Source organism: Bradyrhizobium sp. USDA 4353, from assembly GCF_054063215.1.
This window is the reverse complement of the sequence record NZ_JBSSGB010000001.1, coordinates 7,035,956-7,060,723: the sequence shown is the minus strand read 5'-3', so window position 1 is coordinate 7,060,723 and position 24,768 is coordinate 7,035,956. Positions and strand designations below refer to the sequence as shown.

General features: G+C 62.9%; 24 protein-coding genes and 3 pseudogenes. 20 read left to right on the top strand and 7 right to left on the bottom strand.

All coding sequences use genetic code 11. The features are described from left to right. Positions 1–442: 442 nt before the first annotated feature. The 3 genes and pseudogenes from ACVILH_RS31825 to ACVILH_RS31815 form a co-directional block, all read right to left on the bottom strand. Positions 443–1,243: pseudogene (locus tag ACVILH_RS31825) on the bottom strand (ABC transporter permease). After that, complete coding sequence (locus ACVILH_RS31820; RefSeq protein WP_456716424.1) at positions 1,240–1,836, bottom strand: ABC transporter ATP-binding protein; 597 nt, start codon at positions 1,834–1,836, stop codon at positions 1,240–1,242. The pseudogene ACVILH_RS31825 and the gene ACVILH_RS31820 overlap by 4 nt, the downstream one beginning before the upstream one ends. A gap of 3 nt (positions 1,837–1,839) precedes the next feature. Further along, entirely contained in the window at positions 1,840–2,874 is a 1,035-nt protein-coding gene (locus ACVILH_RS31815; protein ID WP_456716423.1) for a Cj0069 family protein, read from the bottom strand. Positions 2,875–3,477: 603 nt separating this feature from the next. Here ACVILH_RS31815 and ACVILH_RS31810 point away from each other — a divergent pair. Together ACVILH_RS31810 and ACVILH_RS31805 are read left to right on the top strand one after the other, a co-directional pair. Continuing rightward, entirely contained in the window at positions 3,478–3,711 is a 234-nt protein-coding gene (locus ACVILH_RS31810; protein ID WP_456716422.1) for a hypothetical protein, read from the top strand. A gap of 17 nt (positions 3,712–3,728) precedes the next feature. Next, positions 3,729–4,634, top strand: coding sequence for a DUF1259 domain-containing protein (locus tag ACVILH_RS31805; RefSeq protein ID WP_456716421.1), 906 nt, complete (start codon positions 3,729–3,731; stop codon positions 4,632–4,634). 145 nt (positions 4,635–4,779) lie between these two features. Here the strand turns inward: ACVILH_RS31805 and ACVILH_RS31800 are convergent. The 4 genes and pseudogenes from ACVILH_RS31800 to ACVILH_RS31785 form a co-directional block, all read right to left on the bottom strand. Then, positions 4,780–4,934 (bottom strand): annotated as a pseudogene (locus tag ACVILH_RS31800) (nickel/cobalt efflux protein RcnA); the annotation flags it as partial. 74 nt (positions 4,935–5,008) lie between these two features. Then, positions 5,009–5,353 carry a hypothetical protein gene (locus tag ACVILH_RS31795; protein WP_456716420.1) on the bottom strand — a complete coding sequence of 115 codons (345 nt, stop codon included), beginning with the start codon at positions 5,351–5,353 and terminating at the stop codon, positions 5,009–5,011. Between the two features lie 38 nt (positions 5,354–5,391). Next, positions 5,392–6,312: a non-homologous end-joining DNA ligase gene (gene ligD / locus ACVILH_RS31790; protein ID WP_456716419.1), complete on the bottom strand. Its 921-nt coding sequence runs from the start codon at positions 6,310–6,312 to the stop codon at positions 5,392–5,394. 211 nt (positions 6,313–6,523) lie between these two features. Then, a complete protein-coding gene (locus tag ACVILH_RS31785) occupies positions 6,524–6,781 on the bottom strand; it encodes a helix-turn-helix domain-containing protein (protein ID WP_456716418.1) in 258 nt (85 codons plus the stop codon). Between the two features lie 174 nt (positions 6,782–6,955). Here ACVILH_RS31785 and ACVILH_RS31780 point away from each other — a divergent pair, with 174 nt between their 5' ends. The 18 genes and pseudogenes from ACVILH_RS31780 to trbJ all read left to right on the top strand — a co-directional run bounded on the left by ACVILH_RS31780 (position 6,956) and on the right by trbJ (position 24,759). Further along, entirely contained in the window at positions 6,956–7,234 is a 279-nt protein-coding gene (locus tag ACVILH_RS31780; RefSeq protein WP_456716417.1) for a DNA -binding domain-containing protein, read from the top strand. 167 nt (positions 7,235–7,401) lie between these two features. Next, a complete protein-coding gene (locus ACVILH_RS31775) occupies positions 7,402–7,590 on the top strand; it encodes a transcriptional regulator domain-containing protein (RefSeq protein WP_456716416.1) in 189 nt (62 codons plus the stop codon). 58 nt (positions 7,591–7,648) lie between these two features. Then, positions 7,649–8,170, top strand: a complete 522-nt coding sequence (locus tag ACVILH_RS31770; RefSeq protein WP_456717136.1) for a DUF2285 domain-containing protein — start codon at positions 7,649–7,651, stop codon at positions 8,168–8,170. A 139-nt stretch (positions 8,171–8,309) separates the two neighbouring features. Continuing rightward, positions 8,310–8,612: a helix-turn-helix transcriptional regulator gene (locus tag ACVILH_RS31765; RefSeq protein ID WP_456714645.1), complete on the top strand. Its 303-nt coding sequence runs from the start codon at positions 8,310–8,312 to the stop codon at positions 8,610–8,612. A 2-nt stretch (positions 8,613–8,614) separates the two neighbouring features. Beyond that, positions 8,615–9,496, top strand: coding sequence for a replication initiator protein A (locus ACVILH_RS31760; RefSeq protein ID WP_456717039.1), 882 nt, complete (start codon positions 8,615–8,617; stop codon positions 9,494–9,496). A 292-nt stretch (positions 9,497–9,788) separates the two neighbouring features. Next, positions 9,789–10,254, top strand: a pseudogene (locus tag ACVILH_RS31755) (DUF2840 domain-containing protein). Continuing rightward, positions 10,251–10,766: a S26 family signal peptidase gene (locus ACVILH_RS31750; protein WP_456714647.1), complete on the top strand. Its 516-nt coding sequence runs from the start codon at positions 10,251–10,253 to the stop codon at positions 10,764–10,766. Before ACVILH_RS31755 ends, ACVILH_RS31750 begins: the two are co-directional and overlap by 4 nt. A gap of 460 nt (positions 10,767–11,226) precedes the next feature. Beyond that, positions 11,227–12,987 (top strand): relaxase/mobilization nuclease domain-containing protein, encoded by a 1,761-nt coding sequence (locus ACVILH_RS31745; protein WP_456716415.1) that lies wholly within the window; start codon positions 11,227–11,229, stop codon positions 12,985–12,987. A 19-nt stretch (positions 12,988–13,006) separates the two neighbouring features. Continuing rightward, positions 13,007–14,995 (top strand): conjugal transfer protein TraG, encoded by a 1,989-nt coding sequence (locus tag ACVILH_RS31740; RefSeq protein ID WP_456717135.1) that lies wholly within the window; start codon positions 13,007–13,009, stop codon positions 14,993–14,995. A 10-nt stretch (positions 14,996–15,005) separates the two neighbouring features. Continuing rightward, positions 15,006–15,437: a ribbon-helix-helix domain-containing protein gene (locus ACVILH_RS31735; protein ID WP_456716414.1), complete on the top strand. Its 432-nt coding sequence runs from the start codon at positions 15,006–15,008 to the stop codon at positions 15,435–15,437. 170 nt (positions 15,438–15,607) lie between these two features. After that, positions 15,608–17,584 carry a cache domain-containing protein gene (locus tag ACVILH_RS31730; RefSeq protein ID WP_456717134.1) on the top strand — a complete coding sequence of 659 codons (1,977 nt, stop codon included), beginning with the start codon at positions 15,608–15,610 and terminating at the stop codon, positions 17,582–17,584. A gap of 242 nt (positions 17,585–17,826) precedes the next feature. Next, positions 17,827–18,354 carry a ribbon-helix-helix domain-containing protein gene (locus ACVILH_RS31725; RefSeq protein WP_456716413.1) on the top strand — a complete coding sequence of 176 codons (528 nt, stop codon included), beginning with the start codon at positions 17,827–17,829 and terminating at the stop codon, positions 18,352–18,354. 43 nt (positions 18,355–18,397) lie between these two features. Then, positions 18,398–19,762 (top strand): MFS transporter, encoded by a 1,365-nt coding sequence (locus tag ACVILH_RS31720; RefSeq protein ID WP_456716412.1) that lies wholly within the window; start codon positions 18,398–18,400, stop codon positions 19,760–19,762. A gap of 318 nt (positions 19,763–20,080) precedes the next feature. Next, the gene (trbB, locus tag ACVILH_RS31715) at positions 20,081–21,001 is read left to right on the top strand and encodes a P-type conjugative transfer ATPase TrbB (RefSeq protein WP_456716411.1); all 921 of its coding nucleotides are present in this window, start codon (positions 20,081–20,083) and stop codon (positions 20,999–21,001) included. A 53-nt stretch (positions 21,002–21,054) separates the two neighbouring features. Next, positions 21,055–21,321, top strand: a complete 267-nt coding sequence (locus ACVILH_RS31710; protein ID WP_456712881.1) for a TrbC/VirB2 family protein — start codon at positions 21,055–21,057, stop codon at positions 21,319–21,321. After that, positions 21,321–21,584, top strand: a complete 264-nt coding sequence (locus ACVILH_RS31705) for a VirB3 family type IV secretion system protein (protein WP_456716410.1) — start codon at positions 21,321–21,323, stop codon at positions 21,582–21,584. The genes ACVILH_RS31710 and ACVILH_RS31705 overlap by 1 nt, the downstream gene beginning before the upstream one ends. 8 nt (positions 21,585–21,592) lie before the next feature. Next, positions 21,593–24,034, top strand: coding sequence for a conjugal transfer protein TrbE (gene trbE, locus ACVILH_RS31700; protein WP_456716409.1), 2,442 nt, complete (start codon positions 21,593–21,595; stop codon positions 24,032–24,034). Next, the gene (gene trbJ, locus ACVILH_RS31695; protein ID WP_456716408.1) at positions 24,034–24,759 is read left to right on the top strand and encodes a P-type conjugative transfer protein TrbJ; all 726 of its coding nucleotides are present in this window, start codon (positions 24,034–24,036) and stop codon (positions 24,757–24,759) included. Before trbE ends, trbJ begins: the two co-directional genes overlap by 1 nt. Positions 24,760–24,768 lie beyond the last annotated feature (9 nt).

The following is a 24,768-nucleotide window of genomic DNA, read 5'->3' as shown; positions in this document are numbered from 1 at the left end:
GTCTCGTCATGGTTGCCCCTATTGAGCTTGAGATCGGACGTCGTCCGAGGACGCGTTGCACGCAGGCGGACCCATATTGTGGTCGGCCCGCTAAAGATCCATGCGCGTCAACCTTGTTCTCCGGCCAAGCCGGTTTGCGCTGAAGACGCTGGCCGGGATCCGCCGCCTCATAACGCGTCTGTCTTTGAGCAATGGCCTTCGTTGCTCTAATCGGAAGAAGTTGCAGCTCGGCGGCCAATACGTCGCGGCGCTGGCATCCACTGCAGTTTCGCCGGTCGAGCAGACCTACGCAGAGGTGCGCGACAAGGGTGGGGTCTTGCGCAAGAAATTCGGTCTCGTCTGTCCAGACTTCGGCAGTGGCGACATTTTCTGGCTGCGCGCCGGAGCGGTCCTGGATGACTGCAACGTGTGCTCCGGACGCTCACAAGGTTCCGCCACACAGCTACGCTTCGGTCGAAAGCCGGTCCAGTCGAAGCCGGTGCCGGTGATCGGTCAGCAAGTGTGCGCCTCCTAAGACCGCGGCCAGCGTTCCCAGTCCGGTCCCACCGGCGATCAAGAACATGATCAGCAGCTGATACTTCACTGCATCCACAGGCTCGACTCCCGCGAGGATCTGGCCGGTCATCATCCCCGGCAGGGATACAAGGCCGATTGCTGCCATGCTGTTCATGATCGGCATGAAGCCGCTTCTCAGCGCGTCCCGAATGACAGGCAGCAGCGCCTGATGTCGCGTGCCTCCGAGCGCAAGACACGCTTCCACGGCGGCCCGCTCGCGCACGAGGCTATTCGTCAGAACGTCCAAACCCAAACTAATCCCTGTCATGGTATTGCCCAGGATCATGCCCAGCAAAGGCAGCGCGTAACGCGGATGATACCAAGGGTCTGGGCGAAGCTCGGTCAGGAGCGCGAACATGGTGACTGTCCCGGCAGCAAGCAGTGTGCTTGCTGCGCCCAAGCCGTACTTCTAAATACCCGGCAGCCGTCGCTTCTGCCGCGCTATGATTTCCCGGGACGCAAAGAGAACCATAGTCAGCGCGGCGAGCGCCGTCCAGAGCGGCGATACCGCGGCAAACAAGAACGTCAGCACGTATCCCACAAGGACGAGCTGTATCACCATTCGCAGGGTCGCGATCGCCAGTTGCTTCTCAAGCTTCAGGCGGAGAACGAGCGACAGAACGCCGTCCATGACGACGAGGAGTGCGGGCAAGATCAGATCGCTGTACGAAAGCTGGATGTAGGTCATGGCCGGCGTTCCTCGACGGCGCCGCCTGGCTTCATCAGAAATATCCTCGAGCCGACCCGAGAGGCCTGGGCGTTGTCATGGGTACTCCAGACGACGCTCGTTCCTTTGGCAACTCGCTCAGTGATCAAGGATTCCACCGCCCCGACCGATGCCGCGTCCAGGGCCGCGGTCGGCTCGTCCAGCAGAAGGACCTTCGATTGCAGCAAGAGCCCGCGCACGAGCCCTAACCGCTGTCTCTCTCCGGTCGAAAGCCGTTGGATCGGCCAATGTCCGCAATCCTCCGGCAAGCCCAAACGCTTGACCAGCGGGAGGGCATCCTCCCAGGTGTTGAAGTGGTCTTGCACGGTGTCCGACCACCAGCCAGGTTCGGCGGCGAGGTAGGTCACTCTTTTGCGCCATGCGGGGGCGGTCATTGCCTCCCTGAGCGTTCCATCGAGCTTGATCGTTCCCTCATTGGGATCGAGATCGGCGATGGAACGGAGCAGCAAGGTCTTTCCGACGCCGGAGGGTCCTTGCAGGGCGACGCATTCGCCGTCCTGCAGGTCGAATGATACGCAGAGGTGCAGGCGCCTGAGCGCCCTGACCGTCAGCATGCGTCAAGCCTCGCGCTGCAGCCGATCGGCAACCCAGCGAGCGATCTCAGCGGGCGCCTCGTCGGGGTAGGGATGCACCGAGCTGACGTTGATTTCGCCGAGCACGTAGCTGTCGTTCCCGTCGGCCTGGACGGGGCCGAGCATGAAGTCGGCGTCCCAGATTGCCGGCAAGTCGCCTCGCGCAATGTCCAGCAGGGAGGTGAGCTGTGGCGTCCACTCCTCCTCCATCAGCCGACGAAGCCGCTGAAATCGCGGATCCGCTTTGGAGGTGTAGCGGCGCGGCCCCGCCTCCGAACGTGCGGCCGGCGAGTCGACCAAGGCTTTGACCTTGTGGTGGCCAAAGCCGGCGCAGCGATCGCCTGCCATGTAGCAACGCACAACGCCCTCGGTGAGGCGAGGCTGGAACGCCTGGTCGATGACGCTGCCGTTCTCGAAATACTCCGCGCAACGGGCGAGAAAGTCCTCCAGCGTCAGCTCTTCAGATGCCTCCTTGGTCGCATCCAGGACCTTGATCATGGAGGACGCCGGCAACTGCTCGACCTTCCAGACGCCTTGACCGCCGTTGCCACGACTACGCTTGATGACGCGTGGACCAGCGGCGAGCCGAGCCGGCAACTCGGCACGCATAGCCGCAGCGGTCATGTATTGCGCGGTGTCGCTTCCCCAGTCCATCGAGCGGGTACGATAGAGAACGTCCTTCGTCCCCATCTTGAGGATGACGTCCGGATGAGCGCTGACCCAGACGCCCTGCTTGGCGACGTCGCGCAGCAGGGCATCGAGGCCGGCGCGGTTCTGGCCGTCTTGAATCGGATTCACCCAGACCAGAACGCCGTCCACTGCGTGCAACTGTTCGCGGATCGCGTCGGCGAAGCCCTCATCGTAGATGGCGGGGCGACCCTCTATCCCTAGGGCGCCGAGCGCTTCGAAAACGTCGGCGAAACGACTGTTATTCGGGGTTGCGTCCCGGCGGGCGGCGGAGTCGCCTCGCGAGAGGATGGCAACGGCGCGTCGTCTGGAGGGCTGTCGTGCGGTGTTCATGCGCAAGCTCCACGGGTGGCGTGCTGCGCAGAGCTTGGACCGAAGTCTCGCCGGGAGTCTGCCTGGTCCCGCCCGCATAGTCTACGTGAGATCGGGCGACGCTATCAAGCAGCCATTGTTCTTGCCCGGCATCGCCGCTTACGCGCTTAACGAATCGTTCCATTCAGCAGCCCAAAAATCCTCGTGAGGTGGTCCGATGATTTTGCACTGCTTCGAGGAGGACGGGTTGACAGCTCCGTCGTCTGGGTCTTCATTCAGAGCACGGGGATTTGCGATCTCCCCGCGAGGCGTCATGCCCAAGAATCGCGTCCTGATCACCAAGGGCGCAGCATGCCGGCTTCATACACGCGGATTGCATCCGACAAATTGCTTCGATTGATTGGTTCGGCGTCGCCGCCGTCGCTGACCCACGCGCGCACGGCCGAGAATGTTCCGGCCGATCCGCGCCTCGATCCATGTCTCCCCGCAGCGCTCGCATGTCGATCACTGCGAGCAGGTGACTTTTTTCGGGCACGCTGCGACGCAACCACCTGGATGACCAACTGGAGCAAGTGAGCCTGGGGCAGGACGACTTCTGGGGCAGGGACAACCAGGAGATTGAAGATGCGAACATCGACGTTCTATCGAAAGGCGCTCCTCGTGGCGCTTGCGGCGGGCCTCTCACAAGCCCACGCCCTGACTCAGGAAGAGCTGATCGCCAAAATCCAGGCGGCCGGCTACTCGCAGGTGAAAGACGTTAAATCGACGGCCGAAGGCATCGTCGCCAAAGCGGAGAAGGGCGGCAGGCCCGTGACGCTCGTTCTCGACAGCAATGGTCAGATCAAAGAGCGGGATTAAACCCAAGGAGTAGTAGCATGATGAAGACCATCATTTCCCTGATCGGCTTCGGGTTTCTTCTGGCGTACCACTTCGCGCCGATCGTCCCGGCATATGCGCAAGATTCCGAATGGCAGAAGGTCGACGACGCATTGGGCCGCAAGCCCGTCGTCGCAGATGACGTCCGGCGCTACGGTTTCCCCCGCAGCGATCTCTCGGTGACCTTGGACGGAGTTACGATCAAGCCTGCCTTGGCCCTGGGAGGCTGGGTCGCATTCAAGCCTGCCCATGGCGGCACAATGGTCATGGGCGACCTGGTGCTGCTCGAGACCGAGATCAATCCCGTGATGGCGAAGATGATTGCGAGCGGACTGGAAATCACCGCCGTGCATAATCACTTGCTACGCGCCAACCCGGCGACCTTCTATATGCACGTCGCCGGCCATGGAGACCCCGTCAAGCTGGCGTCGGCGATCCACGAAGCCCTGGCTGAGAGCAAGACGCCACTGACTGTTGCCCCGCCGGGGACCCCGCCGGCCGCGATCGATCTCGACACTGCAAAGCTCGACCAGATCATCGGCGTCAAGGGGCAAGCTAACAGCGGCGTCTATCAGTTCAACGTCAAGCGGCGCGACGCTATCTCGCAACAAGGCATGGCGTTGACTCCTGTCGGGCCTATGGGCGTGGCGATCGGCATCAACTTTCAGCCGACCGGGAGTGGGAAGGCCGCCATCACAGGTGACTTCGTGTTGACCGCAGATGAGGTCAACCCGGTGATTATCGCGCTGCGAACGCACGGCATCGAGGTGACCGCCCTGCACAGCCACATGCTCGACGAGCAGCCGCGGCTGTTCTTCATGCACTTCTGGGCAAATGACGACGCAGTGAAGCTCGCGGAGGGGCTGCGCGCGGCCCTCGATAAGACTGCCAGCACGAGGAGTTGAGGTAGAGCAGAGCCAATTCTGATGAAGAAATGCCTGGGAGGGAGTTGAACGTCCTGACGGGTCAAACCGCTGCCATTGGTCTCCTCGAGCCGCCAGGGCTGGAGCGAGCAGGTATGCCCATGGGTCCTTGAGCCCGTAAGACAGCTCAGATCATCAGCTCATGCCACCCCGCCCAACCCGTATAGAGCCCAACGAGGACGATCAGGGAGGCAGATACGTATGGCGCCCGTTGCGCGAACCTGCTGAAGCCGCTCCATTTGCGCTCGAGTGGCGCAGACTGAGTGCGGCGGCGACGCCGGCCTGCGGTCTCTCGAAGGATGGCGCACCAGAGCCAAGCAATTGATAGATCGAGCTATCGCCTTTCGGCGCGTGCCTTAAGGCTCGTCCTCGATCATCAGGCCGCATCGCTTGAGTGTTTCTGCAATATCGGCGCTCTCGATGACCTTGCCGTCCTTCGAAAGAGGCACATAGAGCGCCTTACGGCCTTCAGCGTCAATGGCCTCGATAGCCTGGGGCATCGTGTCCGGATACTCGCCGCCTTGCTCGAGCGTCGCGATGTGATAGCCGAGGAAACGCATATCCCGGCCGTCGAGATGAGGATCTTGGGGGCGCCGGCTTTGCGGCATCAATTGCAAATGCACCACCCGGTCATGATCTGCTTGGCGATTTTGCGGAGGTGCGTCCCCATAGATTGCATAGCGTAGCTCCGCAACGCTCATGGACCTCCTGGACTTCATCGATCGCCGACAGCGCGCCATCAAAGATCCTCCCGCACACCTTTGAAGAACGGGTGCCGTACCTTTCCCTCGGCTGACTTGGTGCGGTACTCGATCTCGGCCAAGAGTTCCGGCTCGACCCACACTCCGCGGTGGGCGATCCGCTCGGCGTAGGGCTGTGTCTTGCGTATCAGCGGCGTGAGGCGGGTGCGGAGCTCGTCGGCCGAGTTGCGATCAAAGCCGTGATCGACCTTGCCCGCGTACACCAGATCATCACCCTTGTAGCGGCCGACGTAGATGCCGTCCCATTCGTCGCCGTCGAGCGAGAAGCCCGCAATGGGTAAGGTCTCCCGTTGCGCGCAGGTCTTCTTCACCCAGTCGTTGTTGCGACCTGAAACGTAGCGGCTGTCGGCCACCTTGGACACGACGCCTTCCAGACCGACCTTGCAGGCGTGACTGAGCATCTCTCGGCCGTCGAGCTCGAAGCTTTCGCTGAACTGAACCTGAGTGCCGGCGATCAGCGCGCTAAGGCGCGCCTTCCTTTCTGTCAGCGGCACGTGGCGGAGGTCGCGACCATCGAGGTAGAGCAGGTCGAAGGCGACCAAAACGATCTTTTGCGAGCGGCCCTTGAGTTCATTCTGCAGAACGGAGAAATCGGTAGCACCGTTTGCCTGCGGGACGACGACCTCGCCGTCGATGATCGCAGAATGCGCCTTGATGTCGCCCGCGTCCTTGGCGATCTTGCGGAAGCGCTGTGTCCAGTCGTAGCCCCGGCGCGTGAAGACCTTGATCTCTTCGTTCCTCAGATGGACCTGGACGCGGTAGCCATCAAACTTGATCTCGTGGATCCACCGCGCTCCGTTCGGGACGCGCTCGACGGCACTGGCCAGCGCTGGTTCGACAAAGCCGGGATAGGCTGATTTGGTGCCGACCGCTGTGGGGCGGCGACGCTGCAACGCCACTGAATGACTCCACTCAAACAAGCGATTCGAGTCTTTCGGGCGGAATTGGTTCCGGCGAAGGGCTGGGGAATGGCGGAAAGGAAAGTCGCCAAGTCTGGGGGCGCAATGCCTGATGTTCCCTAGCGCTCGGCTGGAGGGGCGGAATGCCGGCCGCACCGACGAGCCTCTGCCGCACGACAGCCGACCGCCAAACTTTGAGCAAGCTTTGGCATTACCGGTCCTTGATACGTCGCCCCTTCTTGTTGAGGTCCACTGCCGGCGGCGTCGGCTTCAACAGGTCTGAAGGCTCGACGCCGAGGCCAGCCGCGAGAGCGGCGAGCACGTCGATCGAAACGGCATTGCGGCTTCTCTCAACCATGCTGATATAGGTCCGATCGATATCGGCGTGGTGAGCGAGTTCTTCCTGCGAAACGCCTTTGGTTCGGCGCAAGCGCTTCAAGTTGGCGGCCAAGACGTCTCGGATGTTCATCTCCAAGACAGCACAGGCTTGTCGAGTATTCACCACGGAGTATTTTCTACAAAGCGGGGCCAAGCGATTGATTACGTTGGCTAATGGTGCCTGATCTAGGTCTTCTGTAGGGCTGCTCCCGTCTCTCCCCGGCCGATCTCGAGCGTAGTGTTTGCCTTTGTGGGTTTCTGACCGATGTCCTTTCCCCCGCTTGATCCTGACGTTGCCGATACGGCTCCGAGCGATTCCGTTCTGACGCCGTATGACGAGGAGCACCTCGTCACGTATCTGCGTCTTCTTGATGCCGAGGCCGCTGGCGCGGATTGGGAAGAGGTCGCCCAGATCGTTCTGCACATTGATCCGGTCTGCGAACCCGAACGTGCGCGCCGCGCGTTCGACAGCCATCTCGCGCGAGCAAAGTGGTTGTCTGAGGAAGGCTACGACGGCTTCCTACGTAGTCCTCCTGAGACCTGAAGTTGTGCAACCAGGACGGAACTCGATCGCCTCAAGCAATCGTGTAGTTGGTTGTGGCAGTCATCCGCATCCATGTACCTGCACGAGTCGAGAATCTCTTCAACAATCTTAAATGGCGCCATCATTGGCCTATTGCGTTGCAGTCCTAACCTGATGAGGACAGCACGATGTCGGAATTCGATTGGCGCGCACCCAAGGCCTACGCGAACATTCATCGCGCGGACCGCCCAGGATTCGCTTGGGAGTGTGTTCGCCGCTCTCCGAACTATCGTGCGCAATTCTCGAAGGTTTCTCATCCTGAGCGCAGCGCGCCCGCCAACTTCCGGAAGCACTGGGGGTTGATATTTCGCCGCTGATCCAAGGCTATCTTTCAATGCCCAGTCGGTGTTCTGGGCGCCTGAGCGGTTGTCCACTGTGCTTGCGCTTGTCGAAATCGGCACGCGCGTGCCGGTCGTCGCGCCGATCGTAAAGCTGCCGTCGTTCGCGCCGGACCAACTGCGCCGCGCGACAGATGGTTGGCATGTCGTCGTGCAAATCGGCGCGAGCCAACATCGTGTCTGGGTGCGCAGGCGGCCGTTGAGCTCGGTGTCCTACGCGGTAATGCTGCCGTACGATCGCGACTTCAAGATGCGCAACGAGGCTGCCGAGCGTCTCTGGCGTGCCCTGCGGGCGCAGCCGCTTGGACCCGCCTCTGATGGCTTAACGGAGCAGCGCCGCAGGCGCCTGGTGCTGATCTTGCGCGCGATTGACGGCTGGCAGCAGGGTCATCGTCATCGAACGATTGCCGAAGCGCTGTTCGGCGCAGCGCGCATTCCTGCCCGGGCTTGGAAGACGAGCGAAGTGCGCAGTCAAACCCGACGTTTGGTCGAGGACGGCCTGTCCTTGATCCGCGGGGGATATCGGCAACTCCTGCGACCGCCGCGTAAGGACGAATAGCTTCTCGCATTCAAAGGGAGGTGGCCGGAAACGGCCACCTCGATCTGCGGCCTCCCCCTTCGCGGGCCTACGCCTCCATGCTGACCGGCAACGCGCTGCACTACGAGGAAGCGCGCAGGTCTGTCCTGGAGGTTGCCAGATGTCCGATTCCTTGGCCGGTCTTCCGCCGCGCTTTCTTCGCACACCCGAGGCTGCGCGTTATCTCGGCCTGTCCGGCCGCACGCTCGAGAAGCACCGAACCTACGGGACTGGCCCGACCTATCGCAAGATCGGCGGCCGCGTCGTCTATGCGATCGATGACCTCAAAGCCTGGGTTGATCGCGGCACGAAAACGTCGACCGCCGATCCCGGGCAGGGGACGGTCCTGCCGGCCAAGCGGCATGCCGGTCTCATCCCCTATGCGGGCAAAGAGCGCCGCGCGCAGCGGACTGTGCGGGCGTGACGATGCGTCATTTGCGCAAGTCCGAGCGCGCCCAGCTCGATCTGTTTCGCGCGCTGCCGGGCGATCTCGCGCCACGCGATGCGCAGGATCTGATGGCCTATCCGTTCTTCTCGCTGGCCAAAACCAAGCGTGTGGTGCCGATCGACTTCCGCGCCGGGACCGTCGCGATCCGGGTCGAGGCCGTCCCCGAGCACGGCATGGCGACCATCTGGGATGCGGATGTTCTGATCTGGGCCGCGTCGCAGATCGTCGAAGCACGTGACGCCGGACTGAAGACGTCGCGCCTGATGGCGGCCACGCCGTATGAGATCCTGACGTTCGTCGGACGCGGTACGGGCGTGCGCGATTACGACCGTCTGAAGGCAGGGCTCGACCGTCTGCAATCGACAACTGTGCTGACCTCGATCCGCCAGCCGACCGAGCGCCGACGGCACCGCTTCTCCTGGATCAACGAGTGGAAGGAGACGGCGGATGCACACGGAAAGCCATCGGGATTGCAGCTGATCCTGCCGGATTGGTTCTATTCGGGCGTCGTCGATGCTGCGCTTGTGCTGACGATCGACCGCGATTATTTCGCACTGACGGGCGGCTTGGAGCGCTGGCTTTATCGTCTCGTGCGCAAGCATGGCGGTCATCAGGACGGCGGCTGGAGCTTCGATCTCGGCTATCTCCACGCCAAGTCCGGTAGCCTCTCGCCGCTCAAACATTTTGCCTACGACCTGCGCGAAATTGTCCGCCGCCAGACATTGCCGGGCTACGAGCTCGTGCTCACGCGCGATCCGAACGGAACGGAGCGGCTGAACTTTACAGCCGCCGTCACGGACCCTGTCGCGCGCCGCTTCGCCAAGCATCCCTCATCGAGCGTTGCGGGGGACAAGCTGTGAATTGTCTCGTGCTATCGGGGACCGGAAGACTCGTGCCATCGGGGACCGGATCCTCGTGCTATCGGGGACCGAAATCGGTCTTAACCCGCTCTGTCGGTTCAGCTTTTCGGCCCCTTAACTTACCTAACTGCAAAATCCTTCGGATTTTGTCTAACGGGCACCGTCAGTGCCGCCCCGTCGGACGCCCGCCACGTTTGCGTGGGCGGTCCTCGGGGATGCTCGAGCAGCCTTCTGTGCGCTCGTGCCGGGCCCCCTAGTGCCTCCCAATCCTGTCCAAACGAGAGATGATCAGATGAGCGAGCTGACGTGCGTCCAGCTGCTGTGGCTGCAGGGTAGAATCGAGAACCGCATCCGTTTCGGCCGAACCGTGCAAGAGTTGCGGCTCGATCACTTCCGCCGCGTCGTCTCATTCACGACCCGGCAGCGTGTTTGCGTTCGTCCGCTGGTCGTCGAATGACTACGGCACGGTGCTGTCGCGGATCGACATTCTGCAGGCTGTTTACCCAGGGGAGGCGTGCGCCACAGTACCCTTCGTCGGCCCTGGAGCAGCCATTCTGCTGCAGGTTTTCGGCTGGCCGAAGGTCGAACGCGTGCTGCAGCACATCGATGCGATCGAGGCGCTCGGCATCGATCCAGCGGATGTCGCACCGGATCATTGGTGGCACGTCCAGAACCGCTTCACGGCGAATGAGCCACCGCGGCCCTACACGCTGCTGCGGCACCGCGCCTGGCTGCATCGCCGGAGCATCATGCTATGAGACGGCGCTTGCCCCTCGTCGTCGCGATGTTCTCAGGCGTTGCGCTTTTGCTCGGACCGAGCGCGCTCGATCTGCGGCCGCGCTTGATCTGGAATGCCTCGGAAAGCGTGCCCATCGGGCTCTATGCCGTGCATCCGGTCAGAGACTGGTACGTCACCGAGCTGGTGGTCGTGAGGCCTCAAGCGCAGCTGGCGTCGTTCCTCGCCGCCAGCGGCTACTTGCCGGTCGGCCTGCCGATGCTCAAGCGGATCCTTGCCCTTCCCGGCCAAAACGTCTGTCGCCGCGAACTCCTGATCATCGTGGATGGCGTTGAAGTTGGCGCCGCGCGACCGAACGATCACCGTGGTCGTCCGCTGCCGGATTGGCAGGGATGTCGCGCCGTCGGCGACGGGCAGATTTTCCTGATGAATTGGCAGTCGGACAGCTCGTTGGACGGCCGATATTTTGGTTTAACGGCGATGTCGGATGTCATCGGACGCGCCGCTCCCTTGTGGACCAGGGAGCCGTCATGATGCGCTCGATCTGCAGCCGAACTGCAAAACACGGGTGCGATCTGATACAAAGCGACGGCGCTCGAATGCGAGCCATGCGCGCGTTGAAGACTCGATCTTTCGTCTGCGAAGTTGAGCGGGTTGTTGCATGTGGAGTTGATTTTGCTGCCGTCGAGCGACGCAATCTCGCGATGTCCGTTCTCCGTCTCGTTCAGGACCGCCGAGAGTGCTCTGGAGTAGCCGAACCTGCGAAGGAGACCGCGGTCGTACGAGCAGATTGCCGGGAAGGAAGCGGGGCGGAAGAGGGCGACATTCCAGGGCAAGATAAAAGCGGCTCGCCGGTTGAACGACAAGCCATTGATATGGCTTGTGTTCAACCGTGCCGGTCGGTCGGAGCGCGTGCCGCGCTTTGGACTTTTAGTAACGAGATCAATGTTGTTTTCGGCACTGTAGCTTTTCCGGCTGCCCCCGGGCGCCGCGCATGACCACGAGCGAGCGCGAGTTTCGCATTCGACCGGGGCGCATTCGTCAGGGACGGAGCGCCAAGGCGAAGAGCTTCATCAGTCGCGTGCTGCGGGCGGCAAATGCAGCGGGGCACATGCCGCCGCTTTCAGTGGTGAATGGACGCTACGCGGCGCGGGCTCATTCGACGTTCGGAAGGGGGCGGGTCAGCTTCAGTCGAGAGCGCCTGTTCGCTCCGGCCCGCCGGGTCACGGTCAAGGCGCGCATCGCCAGACACAAGGGGCGCGCGTTTCGGTCAGCGCCTCTGGCAACCCACCTTGCTTACCTGAAGCGGGACGGGGTTACGCGTGATGGCCAGCCGGCGCGGATGTTCGATGCAACTGGCGATCAGGCCGATGAGGCTGGCTTCGAAGCGCGGGGCAGGGGTGACCGGCATCATTTCCGCTTCATCGTCTCGCCGGAGGATGCCGCCGACATGGTGGACCTCAGGGCCTTCACCCGCGATCTGATGCGGCAGATGGAGGCCGATCTCTCGACGCGATTGGAGTGGATCGCTGTCGACCATTGGAACACGGATAATCCACACGTCCATGTCCTCGTCCGCGGCGTCGACGAGACGGGCGCCGATCTCGTGATCTCCCGCGACTACATCAGCCGTGGCCTGCGCGCTAGGGCTGAGGAGCTGGTTGGGCTCGAGCTCGGTCCGAAGCCGGAGCACGAGATCCGCAGCGCGTTGGAGAAGGAGATCACGGCCGATCGGTGGACCCGGCTTGACGGCGAGATCCGGATGGCGGCCGACGAGGTCGGCGCCATCGATCTTCGTCAAGATGCGCCAGGTCTGCCGGATCGGCAGGTCGTCGGACTGATGCGCGGGCGTCTACAATATCTCGAGCGCTTGGGGCTCGCGACTGCGGCCGGCCCGAACGAGTGGATGATTGAGCTCGGGGCCGAGCGGAAGCTCCGGGAGCTCAGCACGCGTGATGACATCATCAAGACCATGCATCGGGCGTTCGCTGACCTCGGCGAAGAGCGGGCTATCGCGGATTACGCTATCGATGGTTTCCAGGCTGACTCGCCCATTGTTGGCCGGCTGGTCGACCGCGGGCTGCATGACGAACTGACGGGCGAAGCCTATGCCGTGATCGACGGCGTCGATGGGCGAGCGCACCACGTCCGGTTCCGCGGACTTGAAGCCTTTGCACAAGCGCCGCTGGCCGGCGGCATCGTGGAGGTTCGCCGCTTCGGTGGATCAGACGAAGTTCGGCCGACGCTGGTGCTGGCGACCCGGTCCGATCTCGGTCTGGCCGAACAAGTCGGTGCCGAGGGCGCGACTTGGCTCGACCATCGGCTGGTCGAGCGCGAGCCCATGCCGCTGGCCCCTGGCGGCTTTGGTGCCGAGGCCAGGGACGCACTCCGTGCCAGGACCGAGCATCTCGTGAGCCAAGGTCTGGCCCGGCCCGATGGTCAGCGGATCGTCGTGCAGCGCGACCTCTTGAAGACGCTGCGGCAGCGGGAGTTGGAGGCCGTCGGGGCCAGGATTTCGGCCGAGCTCAAGCTCCCGCATCTGCCGGTCGAGCCTGGCGCGCCGGTTGCCGGGACCTACCGCCAGCGGCTCGCGCTCGCCTCCGGGCGCTTCGCCCTGATCGACAATGGTCTCGGATTCCACCTCGTGCCGTGGTCGCGCGAGATGGACCAGCGGCTCGGCAAGTCCGTCACGGGCCTCGCCAAGGCCGGCGGCATCGAATGGCAGCTCGGTCGCAAGCGTGACCTCGGCCTCTAGTTCAATCGGGAGAGCGTACATGCCGGCAACCAGGATCCTGTGGGGCCAAGTCCTTGTCGTCTCGTTGATCGTCCTGCTCGCGGTCTGGGGCGCGACTGAATGGACGGCGTGGCGGCTTGCATTTCAGGCTCGATTAGGACCGCCGTGGTTCACCCTTGCGGGATGGCCGGTCTATTGGCCGCCGGCGTTCTTCTGGTGGTGGTTCGTCTATGACGCTTACGCGCCGGCGGTGTTCACTGAGGGGGCGGCGATCGCGGCACTGGGGAGCCTGCTGGCCGTTGCTGCCGCAATCGGCATGTCGTTGTGGCGGGCGCGCGAGGCGAGAATCGTCGCGACCTACGGCTCTGCACGTTGGGCTGAGCCGGTGGAGGTCGAGAAGGCGGGGCTGCTCGGTGATGACGGTGTCGTGCTGGGACGGCTTGGGGCGCGCTATCTGCGTCACAACGGACCCGAACACGTGCTCTGCTTTGCGCCGACCCGCTCCGGCAAGGGTGTGGGTCTCGTGGTGCCCTCGCTTCTGACCTGGTCCGGGTCAGCCATCGTCCATGACATCAAGGGCGAGAACTGGCAGTTGACGGCCGGTTTCCGCGCGCGGCATGGACGGGTGCTGCTGTTCGACCCGACCAACCCGAGGGGCTCCGCCTACAATCCCCTGCTGGAAGTCAGGCGCGGCGCCTTCGAAGTCCGTGACGTGCAGAACGTCGCCGACGTGCTAGTGGATCCTGAAGGTTCGCTCGAGAAGCGCAACCATTGGGAAAAGACCAGCCACTCGCTGCTGGTTGGGGCCATCCTGCACTTGCTCTACGCGGAAGCAGACAAGACCTTGGCGGGGGTCGCGGCCTTCTTGTCCGATCCGAAGCGGTCGATCGAGACCACGCTCATGGCGATGATGGCAACGCCTCACCTCGGCGAGGCAGGACCACATCCTGTCATCGCGTCGACCGCACGCGAGCTTCTGAATAAATCCGAGAACGAGCGATCGGGCGTGCTGTCGACCGCGATGTCGTTCCTAGGGCTCTACCGCGATCCTGTCGTGGCTGAGGTCACGGGCCGCTGCGACTGGCGGATCGCAGACCTGATCACGGGCGAGGAGCCGGCCACGCTTTACCTGGTCGTGCCGCCGTCCGACATCTCCCGCACCAAGCCGCTCATCCGGCTCGTGCTCAATCAGATCGGCCGACGTCTGACCGAGGATCTCCAGGCGCGCGAGCGCCGGCACCGCGTGCTGATGATGCTGGACGAGTTTCCTGCGCTCGGGCGGCTCGACTTCTTCGAATCTGCGCTCGCCTTCATGGCTGGCTACGGGATCAAGAGCTTTCTGATCGCTCAGTCGCTCAATCAGATCGAGAAGGCCTATGGGGCTAACAACGCGATCCTGGACAATTGCCATGTTCGGGTCAGCTTCGCGACCAACGACGAGCGGACCGCCAAGCGTGTCTCGGATGCGCTCGGCACCGCCACCGAAATGCGCGCAATGAAAAATTATGCCGGCCATCGTCTTGCGCCCTGGCTCGGTCATCTAATGGTCTCACGCCAGGAAACTCCGCGGGCGCTTCTGACGCCCGGCGAGGTGATGCAGCTGCCACCCGCGGATGAGATCGTCATGGTCGCAGGCGCACCGCCGATCCGCGCGAAGAAGGTCCGCTACTTCGAGGACCAGCGGCTCGTCTCGCGGATCATGCCGCCACCGGATATTTCCCAATCCGAAAGGTTGCGGAGGGGAGACGATTGGTCAGCTCTGTTACCGATCGCGCCGGCGCTGGCCAGGTCGGAGGCGAGATCGCCGACGAGCGAGGATCAGGCCAATGGTGGTTTGCGCCGTGAGCCGGAGCTACCGGAGCACGTCGCGATTGCGAGTGAAGCGGTGCGGGGAGACCCAGCTGACGAGTTTTCGCTCGTGCTCGATGATGATGACCAAGCGCCTCTGCCCAGCAGTAGTCGAGATCCGACGATGCAGGGTGTTGCGCGCCAAGCGGCGCTCGACCCTGGCGACGATCTCGGTCTCTGAGGATCGTCCGATGCGTGATCGTATGAATGTCTATTTCCCACCCGAGCTTCTGAAGCAGATTACAGAACTCGCCGATCGTAAGAAGCTGTCGCGGTCAGCGATCGTGGAAGCGGCCGTGCTTTCGTTCCTGTCGCCCGACGGAGCCGACCGGCGAGAGGCGGCCTTCACGCGCAGGCTCGACCGCCTGTCGCGGCAGATGCAGCGACTGGAGCGCGACGTCGGTATTCTTGCCGAGACGCTCGCGTTGTTCGTCCGTTTCTGGCTGACCGTGACGCCGCCTCTGCCGAATGAGGCGCAGTCCGCTGCGAATCTCAAGGGGCGTGAGCGCTTCGAGGGCTTCGTCGAAGCGCTCGGCCGGCGGTTGCAAAAGGGGCAGAGCTTTTTGCGCGAGATCCCCGAGGATTTCGTCAGAAATTTTCCCAAAAGAGCCATCCAGCCATAAGGATAAGCCGAGTTCCAGCGCGGGAACCTGACTCAGAGTGCTGTCTTAGAAAGATGACGGCCGTAATTTAACGGCCACAATATTTAATGGTTATGCAAGCTGTTCGCATCAGCTTCGTTCAAGGTATCGGCACCGGCGCCGCAACCTTTACATACAGCTTTGGTGTGTGCATGCGGATCAGTCTGTCCGTTCGAATTTACGCGATTATCGGCTTAAGCTTTTGTGGTCTTCTCGGTCTGGCGCTGTTTCAGGCGCTGAATCTGTCGACCTCTCTCCGGCAGCAGAGGCAGAGCGAGCTCCAGCATCTCGTCCAGAACGCGCTGAGCATCGTCCGAGACGAGTACGATAAGGCGAATGGCGGCAGCACATCGATGGTCGATGCGCAGAAGCGCGCGGCCGAACGCCTTGCAAAGCTGAGGTACGGCAGCGGCGACTATTTCTGGATCAATGATCTGGCGCCGCGCATGGTCATGCATCCGCTCAAGCCGGAGCTCAACGGTCAGGACCTCAGCCAGAACAAGGATCCAAACGGCAAGCGTCTCTTTGTGGAGTTTGCTGACGTTGTGAAGAAGCAAGGCGCAGGCTTTGTTGATTATCAATGGCCGAAGCCGGGCAAGGATGCGCCGCAGCCCAAACTGTCATATGTCGCAGGTTTCGAGCCCTGGGGATGGGTCGTCGGAACGGGCGTCTATATCGACGATATGCAGGCCCAGGTCTGGCACAGTGCGAGCGAAGTGATTTGGGCAGCGCTTGGAGTCATTGTGATAGTCGGCGGCATTACGCTGTTGATTGCCCGTCGAACCTCAAAAGCGCTGGCCAGCATGACGGCAGCGCTCGACCGGCTTGCCAGCGGCGATTTTGACATTCAGCTGCCAGGTCTGGCTCGGAAGGACGAGCTCGGCGACATGGCGAGATCGATCGCGCAATTCAAGATCAAATCGATGGAGAGGGCGAACGAAATTGCCCGTGAGGAGAGCGAGCGACTTCAGGCGATGGACCGTATGAAGGCAAAAGCCTTGCGGGACATGGCAGAGACCGTCGAGCGTGAGACCAACAAAGCCGTCGGCGAAGTCGCGGGCGGAACGGAAGAAATGGCCGGAAACGCGTCTTCAATGACCGAGAGCGCCCTCACGCTGGGTAAAAACAGCAGCAGTGTAGCTGCCGCAGCCGAGCAAGCTCTGGCAAATACGCAAACCGTTGCGCGTGCATCTGCACAGCTGGCAACGTCCATTTCGGAGATCGCAGCACAGGTGAAATCGTCGCGAGAACTCACCGCTCGCGCTGTCTCAGCTTCGGCAGAGGCCCAGACCACGGTGGCAAAGCTATCGGAAGCGGCAAGCAAGGTCGGCGCGGTCACCAGTCTCATCAACGAGATCGCGGGCCAGACCAACCTTCTCGCTCTTAACGCAACCATTGAGGCCGCTAGAGCCGGGGAAGCCGGGCGAGGTTTTGCCGTTGTGGCCTCCGAGGTGAAGTCCCTAGCCGAGCAAACGGCTCGTGCAACGAGTGAGATTGCCCAGCAGATCAGCGAAATCCAGAGCTCCACGCAGGCCTCGGTAGCCTCGATCGGAGCGATTGGAGAGGTGATTCGGAACGTTGAAGCTGTCTCTTCGACGATCGCGAACGCTATTCAAGCGCAGGATGGCGTGACGCTGGAGATCTCGCGTACCGTCGAAGAAACGTCCCATGCCGCTCGGGAAGTGGCCACTCAAATTGCCTCTGTCTCCCGGGAAGCAAGTGAGACTGGCCGGCGTGCATCTCAGATCAGGGATGGGTCGCTCGACATTGCCAAGAAGGTCGATCTCTTGCGAGAGACGCTGGTTCGAGTGATTCGGACGTCCACGGGAGACGTAGACAGGCGGCGCTCGAGCCGCGCAGAGATTGGCCGGCCGGGCGTCATCACGACGGATGGCAAGATCATCAACGTGATTGTGCGGGACCTATCGCTTGGTGGGGCCATGGTCGAGCACGCAGATGCGGCATTTCCAGCAACTGATCGGCAGCTCGAGCTCGCGATCGAGGGGATAGGCTCGCACCTGAAGGGAGCGATCGCGCGAACGAACGGTCGATCGGCAGTGATCCTCTGGAAGCATACCGAAGATCAGAAAGCGACGGTTGAGCATCTCATGGCTCGGTTGGCGGCTTAAGCGTCGGCGGGGCCTGGCTCTGTGAAAATCCAGCGCGGATTTGCCTTTCGTCGCTGGTGTTCGCGTCGGCGACCTCAAGGGACCGCACTCGGTTGATGCTCCGGGGCGGTCACGGGGTCGAGCTGAGGCCCGACAAATTTACGCCAGGGTTTCCTTTGCTGCGCCAGATCGCGACTTGTGGCTGCCCACGCGTGCGATCAGGCGGAGGGCGGCTTATGGACGGACCAAATGGGGTCCGTACGATGAAGAAAAAGATCACTCTGCAGCTCTCCGATGACATTCTCGATCGTCTGAAGAGCGCTACCGATGAGCGATGCGTGAACCGCGCAATCCTGGTGGAGAAGGCGCTGGAGCGCTTCCTCCGCGAGCCGGCGGATGTCGGAGCGCCGCCGCAGGATCGCCTCGCTGGATTGGAACAGCAGCTCGAAGGCATTCAGCGCGATCTGAAGGCGCTGATTGACACCGTCGGCCTTCATGCCCGCTATCACCTAGCCCTGACGTCGCTCGGGCGCGCCGGGACGACCGAAGCCTCGGCGGATCGTCTCGGGGAAACTCCGGCCATCGAACGCAGTGAAGGGGAGGTTCGCGAGGGGGTGGCGGAGGACCGCTCTTCCGAGCAGCATGACGAGCCGTTGCCGTTCGGAGCTCCGACCCGTCGAGCGAGCCGCACACGGACCGCTGCGCCAATCACTGAAGTGTCGTGGGGTGTGCCCGCCGCCCGGGAGGGCGGCGAGGATCCCTTTCACCTTGCGGAGGGATCGCTCCGCTGAGCGGCCTTATGTCGACTCTGCGGGAGACTCCGAGCCGGACTACATGTTCGGCCGTAACGGCGTTACCGCCAATGACCACCGCCAGGGCATCGCCGGCTCGGCCATCATGGCCTTGGTGTTCATTCCATTCGCGGCCGGTTACTTCCTCTCGTACCTGTTCCGGACAATCAATGGCGTGGTCTCCGCACGTCTCGCTGCCGAATTGGGCCTGAACGCCGCCGACCTTGGCCTGATTACGGCAGTCTACTTTCTGGTGCTCGCGGCCGCCCAGATTCCGGTCGGCGTGATGCTCGATCGCTACGGGCCGCGACGTGTTCAGAGTGCGCTGCTGCTGGTCGCTGCGCTGGGCGCAGCCGCTTTTGCGCGCTCGACCGGACCACTATCGCTGCTAATGTCACGCGCGGTCATTGGGCTTGGCGTCGGAGCTGCTCTCACTGCCGGCCTGAAGGCGATCGTTCTCTGGTTCCCGCGGGAGCGTGTCGCTCTCGTGAACGGATACATGGTCATGCTCGGCGCGCTCGGTGCCGTTGCCGCGACGCTGCCGGCCGAAGCGGTGCTCGCCAACACTGGATGGCGGGATCTGTTCGATATCTTGGCCGTGACTACGGCGGGTACAGCGATCCTGATCTTCTTCCTGGTCCCGGAGCGCGATGTTGAAGCTTCAACCGCAGCAGCCGGGGGCGGTCTGCGCGAGATCCTGACCGATAGGCGTTTCTGGAAGATCGCGCCGCTGTCGGGCGCCTGCATCGGATCGGCTTGGTCGATGCAAGGTCTCTGGGCTCCCGCGTGGCTGACGGACGTTGAGGGTATGACACGGACCGAGGTCGTGACGGCGCTCTGTGCGACGGCCATCGTGCTCAGTCTTGGGGCTTGGCTGCTCGGCATGTTCGCGAGTTGGAGCCGCGGGAAAGGCATCAGGTCCGAGACATTGCTCGCGGCCGTGGCGGTCCTGTTCATCCTGGCCCAACTGGCGCTGGTGCTACGAGTGCCGCTGCCGACGATCGGTCCCTGGTTGATGATCGCCATTGTGGGATCGGCAACCGTCCTGAGCTTTGCGATCATCTCGGACTACTTTCCGAAGGAGATGGCCGGGCGAGCGAACGGCGTTCTGAACGTCGTGCATTTCGGGTGGGGGTTTCTTGCCCAATACGGGACAGGACTTTTGGTGGCGCACTGGGCCCAACATGACGGACACTATCCGGCCGTCGCTTATCAGGTCGCCTTCGGCGTCAACGTTGCTCTCCAGACTGCGGCTCTTGTTCGGTTCGCCATTCCGCGCGGAATGCAGGCGACAAGTAAATCAGACCATCGATTCAGCTTCTCACCGAATGAGGACACTGACGATTTTGGATCGTACTCCGAACTCCCTGTTCTGATCGAGGAGCCGGCGGCCCAAGGCAAGTGGTGAGGCAGTCGCTCCGACGTCCTCAGACCCTCCGAACGTGAGATCCATTAAGAGCCGTGATGCGTGACGAGCAGGCGTACCCTCGAAGTGCGTCGGACCATCATGCGCACCGCCAATCCTGGCGACTTTCAGGGGCGGGCCCCATGCTCACCGTCTACGCTTTTCTACGCCAGAGCACGCAGACGGCGAGGGTGATCTTGCTTGGTCTGAGGTCCTGCATTCTTTGATCATCCGGTTCGCGCAGCGTGGGTGCGCTTGACGAGTCGGAGATCAGGGGTGACCGGGATCGCTCAAACGCTGATTGCCTCGCGTGGCGCGCGCATGCTGCGGACGGCGTTGGGGCCGGCAATCGAGCTCCTTCTCGACGATGCGTCTGTGGTCGAGGTGATGCTCAATCCGGACGGCCGGCTCTGGGCTGATCGTCTGGCATCTGGTCTGGTTGACACGGGCGAGATGGTTTCCGCTGATGATGGCGAGCGGATCATTCGTCTCGTCGCCCACCATGTCGGGCTCGAGGTCCATGCGGGATCCCCGCGCGTCTCGGCAGAATTGCCGGATACGGGCGAACGGTTCGAAGGTTTGCTTCCGCCCGTCGTCGCCGCGCCGACCTTCGCGATCCGCAAGCCGGCCATCGCGGTCTTCACGCTCGATCATTACGTCGCTGACGGCATCATGAGCCTGGTGCAGGCTGGTGGCTTGCGGAAAGCCGTGCTCGACCGCTGCAACATCCTGGTCGCCGGGGGCACGTCGACGGGCAAGACCACGCTGACCAATGCACTGCTCGAGGTGGTCGCCGGGACATCCGATCGTGTCGTGCTGATCGAGGATACCCGTGAGCTCCAATGCCACGCGCCCAATCTGGTTGCGCTTCGGACCAAGGACGGCGTGGCGTCGCTCTCCGATCTGGTTCGTTCTTCTTTGCGCCTGCGGCCGGATCGCATTCCGATCGGTGAGGTGCGCGGTCCCGAGGCGCTCGATCTGTTGAAGGCCTGGGGCACGGGCCATCCCGGCGGCATCGGGACCATTCACGCAGGCTCTGCGCTCAGCGCGCTCCGGCGGCTGGAGCAGTTGATCCAGGAGGCCGTGGTGACCGTGCCGCGAGCCCTGATTGCCGAAACCATCGACGTGATCGCCGTGCTGACCGGCCGCGGTCGCGCGCGCCGCCTCAGCGAGCTCGTGCGCGTGGAGGGGCTTTCTGAATCCGGAGACTACGTCCTCGCACACATGGGAGATCACTGGTGACGATACCGAAAAGAGCATTGCCGGCGAGTTGGGCCGTTGCGACGGCGCTATTGATGCTGCTCGATACCCCCGCTCGCGCCGCCGGTTCGAACATGCCCTGGGAGCAGCCGCTCAATCAGATCCTGCTGTCGGTCGAGGGGCCGGTCGCCAAGATTGTCGCCGTGATCATCATCATTACGACCGGGCTATCTTTAGCGTTTGGCGAGACGTCGGGTGGCTTCCGGCGGCTGATCCAGATCGTCTTTGGGCTCTCCATCGCCTTTGCCGCCTCGAGCTTCTTCCTGTCGTTCTTCTCCTTCGGCGGCGGGGTGGTGATCTGATGGATGAAGAGGTCAAAGGCTTTGTCGCGCCGGTCCATCGCTCCCTGACTGAGCCGATCCTGCTGGGTGGTGCGCCGCGCTCTGTCGCGATCGTCAACGGCACACTGTCGGCCGCGCTGGGCCTCGGTCTGCGGCTCTGGTTCTTGGGCCTGCTGCTCTGCTTCGTTGGCCACATGATCGCGGTGTGGGCTGCGAAGCGTGATCCATCCTTCATCGAAGTGGTGCGCCGCCATCTGCGTATTCCCGGTCATCTCGGTCAGTGAGTAAAGCCATGTTCAATCTCGCCGAATATCGCCGCACCAACATCCGTCTTGCGGATTTTCTGCCGTGGGCTGCGCTGGTCGATGAAGGCATCGTCCTCAACAAGGACGGCTCGCTGCAGCGGACGGCGCGTTTCCGAGGTCCTGATCTGGAGAGTTCGGTCGAGTCCGAGCTCGTGGCTGTCGCCGCCCGCCTCAACAGCACGCTGCGGCGGCTGCGATCGGGCTGGGCCATCTTCGTGGAGGCGCAACGTCATTCGGCGGGAGCGTATCCTCCTTGCGTGTTTCCGGATGCCGCGTCCGCGCTGGTCGATGCCGAGCGGAAGGCGCAGTTCGAGGAGGAGGGGGCTCACTACGAGTCCAGCTATTTTCTGACCTTTCTTTATCTGCCGCCGCGCGAGGACGTCGCACGTTCCGAACGCGTGCTCTACGAAGGGCGGCCGCAGTCGGATGGTGTCAATGGCGGGGAGATCCTGCGCAGCTTTGTCGACCGAACCGATCGCATCCTGCAGCTGATTGCCGGCTTCATGCCGGAATGCGCCTGGCTCGGGGATGACGCCGTGCTGAGCTACCTGCATTCGACGATCTCGACCCAGCGCCAGCGCGTCCGCGTGCCCGAAATCCCGATGCACCTCGATGGCCTGCTGGCGGACCAGCCGCTCACTTGCGGCCTCGAGCCGATGCTGGGATCGGTTCATCTGCGTGTGCTCACCATTGTCGGGTTTCCGTCTGCGACGACCCCGGGGGTTCTGGATGATCTGAATCGGTTGGCCTTTGCCTATCGCTGGTCGACCCGCGCCATCATGCTGGACAAGCAGGATGCCGTGAAGCTCGTGACGCGCATCCGCCGGCAGTGGTTCGCCAAGCGCAAGTCGCTGGCTGCCGTTCTCAAGGAGGTCATGACCAACGAGCCAGCGAGCCTTGTGGATACCGATGCCCACAACAAGGCCTTCGATGCCGATGCGGCGCTGCAGGACCTCGGCTCCGACGACGTCGGCCAGGCCTATGTCACGGCGACCGTGACGGTCTGGGATGCGGACCCGGCACGGGCGGACGAGAAGCGGCGCCTGGTCGAGAAGGTCATTCAGGGCCGCGACTTCACCTGCATGGCCGAGAGCGTGAATGCCGTCGAAGCCTGGCTCGGCGGATTGCCTGGGCACGTCTACGCCAATGTTCGACAGCCTCCGCTCTCGACCCTGAATCTGGCGCATATGATTCCGCTCTCGGCCGTCTGGGCCGGCGAGACGCGCGACCATCACCTCAAGGCTCCGCCGGTGCTGTTTGGCCGGACGGAAGGGGCGACGCCGTTCCGCTTCTCGCTTCATGTCGGCGATGTCGGCCATACGCTGGTGGTCGGGCCTACGGGGGCTGGCAAGTCGGTTCTCCTGGCGACGATGGCTCTGCAGTTCCGCCGCTATCCCGGCTCGCAAATCTTCGCCTTCGACTTTGGCGGATCCATGCGGGTCGCAGCGCTGGCCATGGGCGGCGATTGGCACGATCTCGGCGGTGCGCTGTCGGCGGAGAGCGAGAGCTCGGTTGCGCTGCAGCCTTTGGCCGGGATCGCGGATGTGACCGAGCGCGCCTGGGCTGCGGACTGGATCGCGAGCCTGTTGGTTCGCGAGAAGATCGTGGTCACCCCGGAGGCCAAGGAGCATCTGTGGTCGGCCTTGACGTCTCTGGCGTCTGCTCCGCTGGCAGAGCGCACCTTGACCGGCCTTTCGGTGCTGCTGCAGTCCAATAGCCTCAAGCGCGCGCTCAAGCCGTATTGCCTAGATGGCGCCCACGGCCGGCTGCTGGACGCCGATCACGAGGCGCTCGGTGACGGATCAGTCCAGGCCTTCGAGACCGAGGGGCTGATCGGGACCGTCGCCGCTCCCGCCGTGCTCGCCTATCTCTTCCATCGGATTGCGGAACGGCTCGACGGCCGTCCGACGCTTCTGCTCATCGATGAGGGCTGGCTGGCGCTGGATGATGCCGATTTCGCCGGTCAGCTGCGGGAATGGTTGAAGACCCTGCGGAAGAAGAACGCATCCGTCGTGTTCGCTACCCAGTCGCTCTCCGACATCAACGGCTCGGCGATTGCGCCTGCGATCATCGAGAGCTGCCCGACCCGGATCCTGCTGCCGAATGAGCGTGCGATCGAGCCGCAGATTGCGGCGATCTATCGCCGGTTCGGTCTCAATGATCGCCAGATCGAGCTCATCAGCCGCGCAATCCCGAAGCGGGACTATTACTGCCAGTCGCGCCGCGGCAATCGGATGTTCGAGTTGGGGCTGGGTGAGGTGGCACTCGCATTCTCGGCAGTCTCCTCCAAGACAGACCAACTGGCCGTGTCGGAGGTTTGGGCGGCGGCCGGGAAGGAGGAATTCGCAGCGGCCTGGCTCCGGCAGCGAGGTTCGGGCTGGGCAGCCGATCTCATCCCGAATCTTGAGAACCTGGAGAGGGGCTCGTGATGTGGATGCCGAGATGGATCGCCTCAGTCGCTGTCATGTTCCTCGTTTCGGCACCGCCGTCGCAGGCGCAGCTCGTCGTGTTCGATCCCAACAACTACGTCCAGAACGTCCTCACCGCCGCGCGTGAGCTGCAGCAGATCAACAATCAGATCCTCTCGCTGCAGAACCAGGCGCAGATGCTGATCAACCAGGCGAGGAACCTGGCGAGCCTGCCATATTCGTCGCTGGCGCAGCTGCAGCAGTCGATCCAGCGCACGCAGGATCTGCTCAAGCAGGCGCAGCGCCTCGCCTACGATGTCCAGCAGATCGATCGCGCCTTCGCGACGACCTATGCGCCGGCGACTGCTAATGCGACAGCGCAGGACCTCGTCAATAACGCGCAGTCGCGCTGGCAGACCTCGGTTGCGGCGCTTCAGGACGCGCTGAAGGTCCAGGCGGGTGTCGTCGGCAATCTCGACGCGGTCAGGAGCCGGTCGGCCGCGCTGGTCACAGCGAGCCAGGGCGCCTCCGGTGCGCTGCAGGTCACCCAGGCCGGCAACCAGCTTCTGGCGTTGCAGGCGCAACAGCTGGCCGATCTTACAGCCGCGGTTGCCTCGCAGGGCAGGGCGCAAAGCCTGGACACGGCGCAGCGTGCGGCCGCCCAGGATCAAGGGCGCGAGCAGCTTCGGCGCTTCCTGTCGTCGGGGCAAGGCTACCAGCCATCGAACGTGCAGATGTTCCACTGAGCATGAGTG

Coding starts and splice junctions, on each gene's coding strand:
- ACVILH_RS31820 (WP_456716424.1), bottom strand. CDS start 1,836: ATGCTGACGGTCAGGGCGCTCAGGCGCCTGCACCTCTGCGTATCATTC.
- ACVILH_RS31815 (WP_456716423.1), bottom strand. CDS start 2,874: ATGAACACCGCACGACAGCCCTCCAGACGACGCGCCGTTGCCATCCTC.
- ACVILH_RS31810 (WP_456716422.1), top strand. CDS start 3,478: ATGCGAACATCGACGTTCTATCGAAAGGCGCTCCTCGTGGCGCTTGCG.
- ACVILH_RS31805 (WP_456716421.1), top strand. CDS start 3,729: ATGATGAAGACCATCATTTCCCTGATCGGCTTCGGGTTTCTTCTGGCG.
- ACVILH_RS31795 (WP_456716420.1), bottom strand. CDS start 5,353: ATGAGCGTTGCGGAGCTACGCTATGCAATCTATGGGGACGCACCTCCG.
- ACVILH_RS31785 (WP_456716418.1), bottom strand. CDS start 6,781: ATGAACATCCGAGACGTCTTGGCCGCCAACTTGAAGCGCTTGCGCCGA.
- ACVILH_RS31780 (WP_456716417.1), top strand. CDS start 6,956: ATGTCCTTTCCCCCGCTTGATCCTGACGTTGCCGATACGGCTCCGAGC.
- ACVILH_RS31775 (WP_456716416.1), top strand. CDS start 7,402: ATGTCGGAATTCGATTGGCGCGCACCCAAGGCCTACGCGAACATTCAT.
- ACVILH_RS31765 (WP_456714645.1), top strand. CDS start 8,310: ATGTCCGATTCCTTGGCCGGTCTTCCGCCGCGCTTTCTTCGCACACCC.
- ACVILH_RS31760 (WP_456717039.1), top strand. CDS start 8,615: ATGCGTCATTTGCGCAAGTCCGAGCGCGCCCAGCTCGATCTGTTTCGC.
- ACVILH_RS31750 (WP_456714647.1), top strand. CDS start 10,251: ATGAGACGGCGCTTGCCCCTCGTCGTCGCGATGTTCTCAGGCGTTGCG.
- ACVILH_RS31745 (WP_456716415.1), top strand. CDS start 11,227: ATGACCACGAGCGAGCGCGAGTTTCGCATTCGACCGGGGCGCATTCGT.
- ACVILH_RS31740 (WP_456717135.1), top strand. CDS start 13,007: ATGCCGGCAACCAGGATCCTGTGGGGCCAAGTCCTTGTCGTCTCGTTG.
- ACVILH_RS31735 (WP_456716414.1), top strand. CDS start 15,006: ATGCGTGATCGTATGAATGTCTATTTCCCACCCGAGCTTCTGAAGCAG.
- ACVILH_RS31730 (WP_456717134.1), top strand. CDS start 15,608: ATGCGGATCAGTCTGTCCGTTCGAATTTACGCGATTATCGGCTTAAGC.
- ACVILH_RS31725 (WP_456716413.1), top strand. CDS start 17,827: ATGAAGAAAAAGATCACTCTGCAGCTCTCCGATGACATTCTCGATCGT.
- ACVILH_RS31720 (WP_456716412.1), top strand. CDS start 18,398: ATGTTCGGCCGTAACGGCGTTACCGCCAATGACCACCGCCAGGGCATC.
- trbB (WP_456716411.1), top strand. CDS start 20,081: ATGCTGCGGACGGCGTTGGGGCCGGCAATCGAGCTCCTTCTCGACGAT.
- ACVILH_RS31710 (WP_456712881.1), top strand. CDS start 21,055: ATGCTGCTCGATACCCCCGCTCGCGCCGCCGGTTCGAACATGCCCTGG.
- ACVILH_RS31705 (WP_456716410.1), top strand. CDS start 21,321: ATGGATGAAGAGGTCAAAGGCTTTGTCGCGCCGGTCCATCGCTCCCTG.
- trbE (WP_456716409.1), top strand. CDS start 21,593: ATGTTCAATCTCGCCGAATATCGCCGCACCAACATCCGTCTTGCGGAT.
- trbJ (WP_456716408.1), top strand. CDS start 24,034: ATGTGGATGCCGAGATGGATCGCCTCAGTCGCTGTCATGTTCCTCGTT.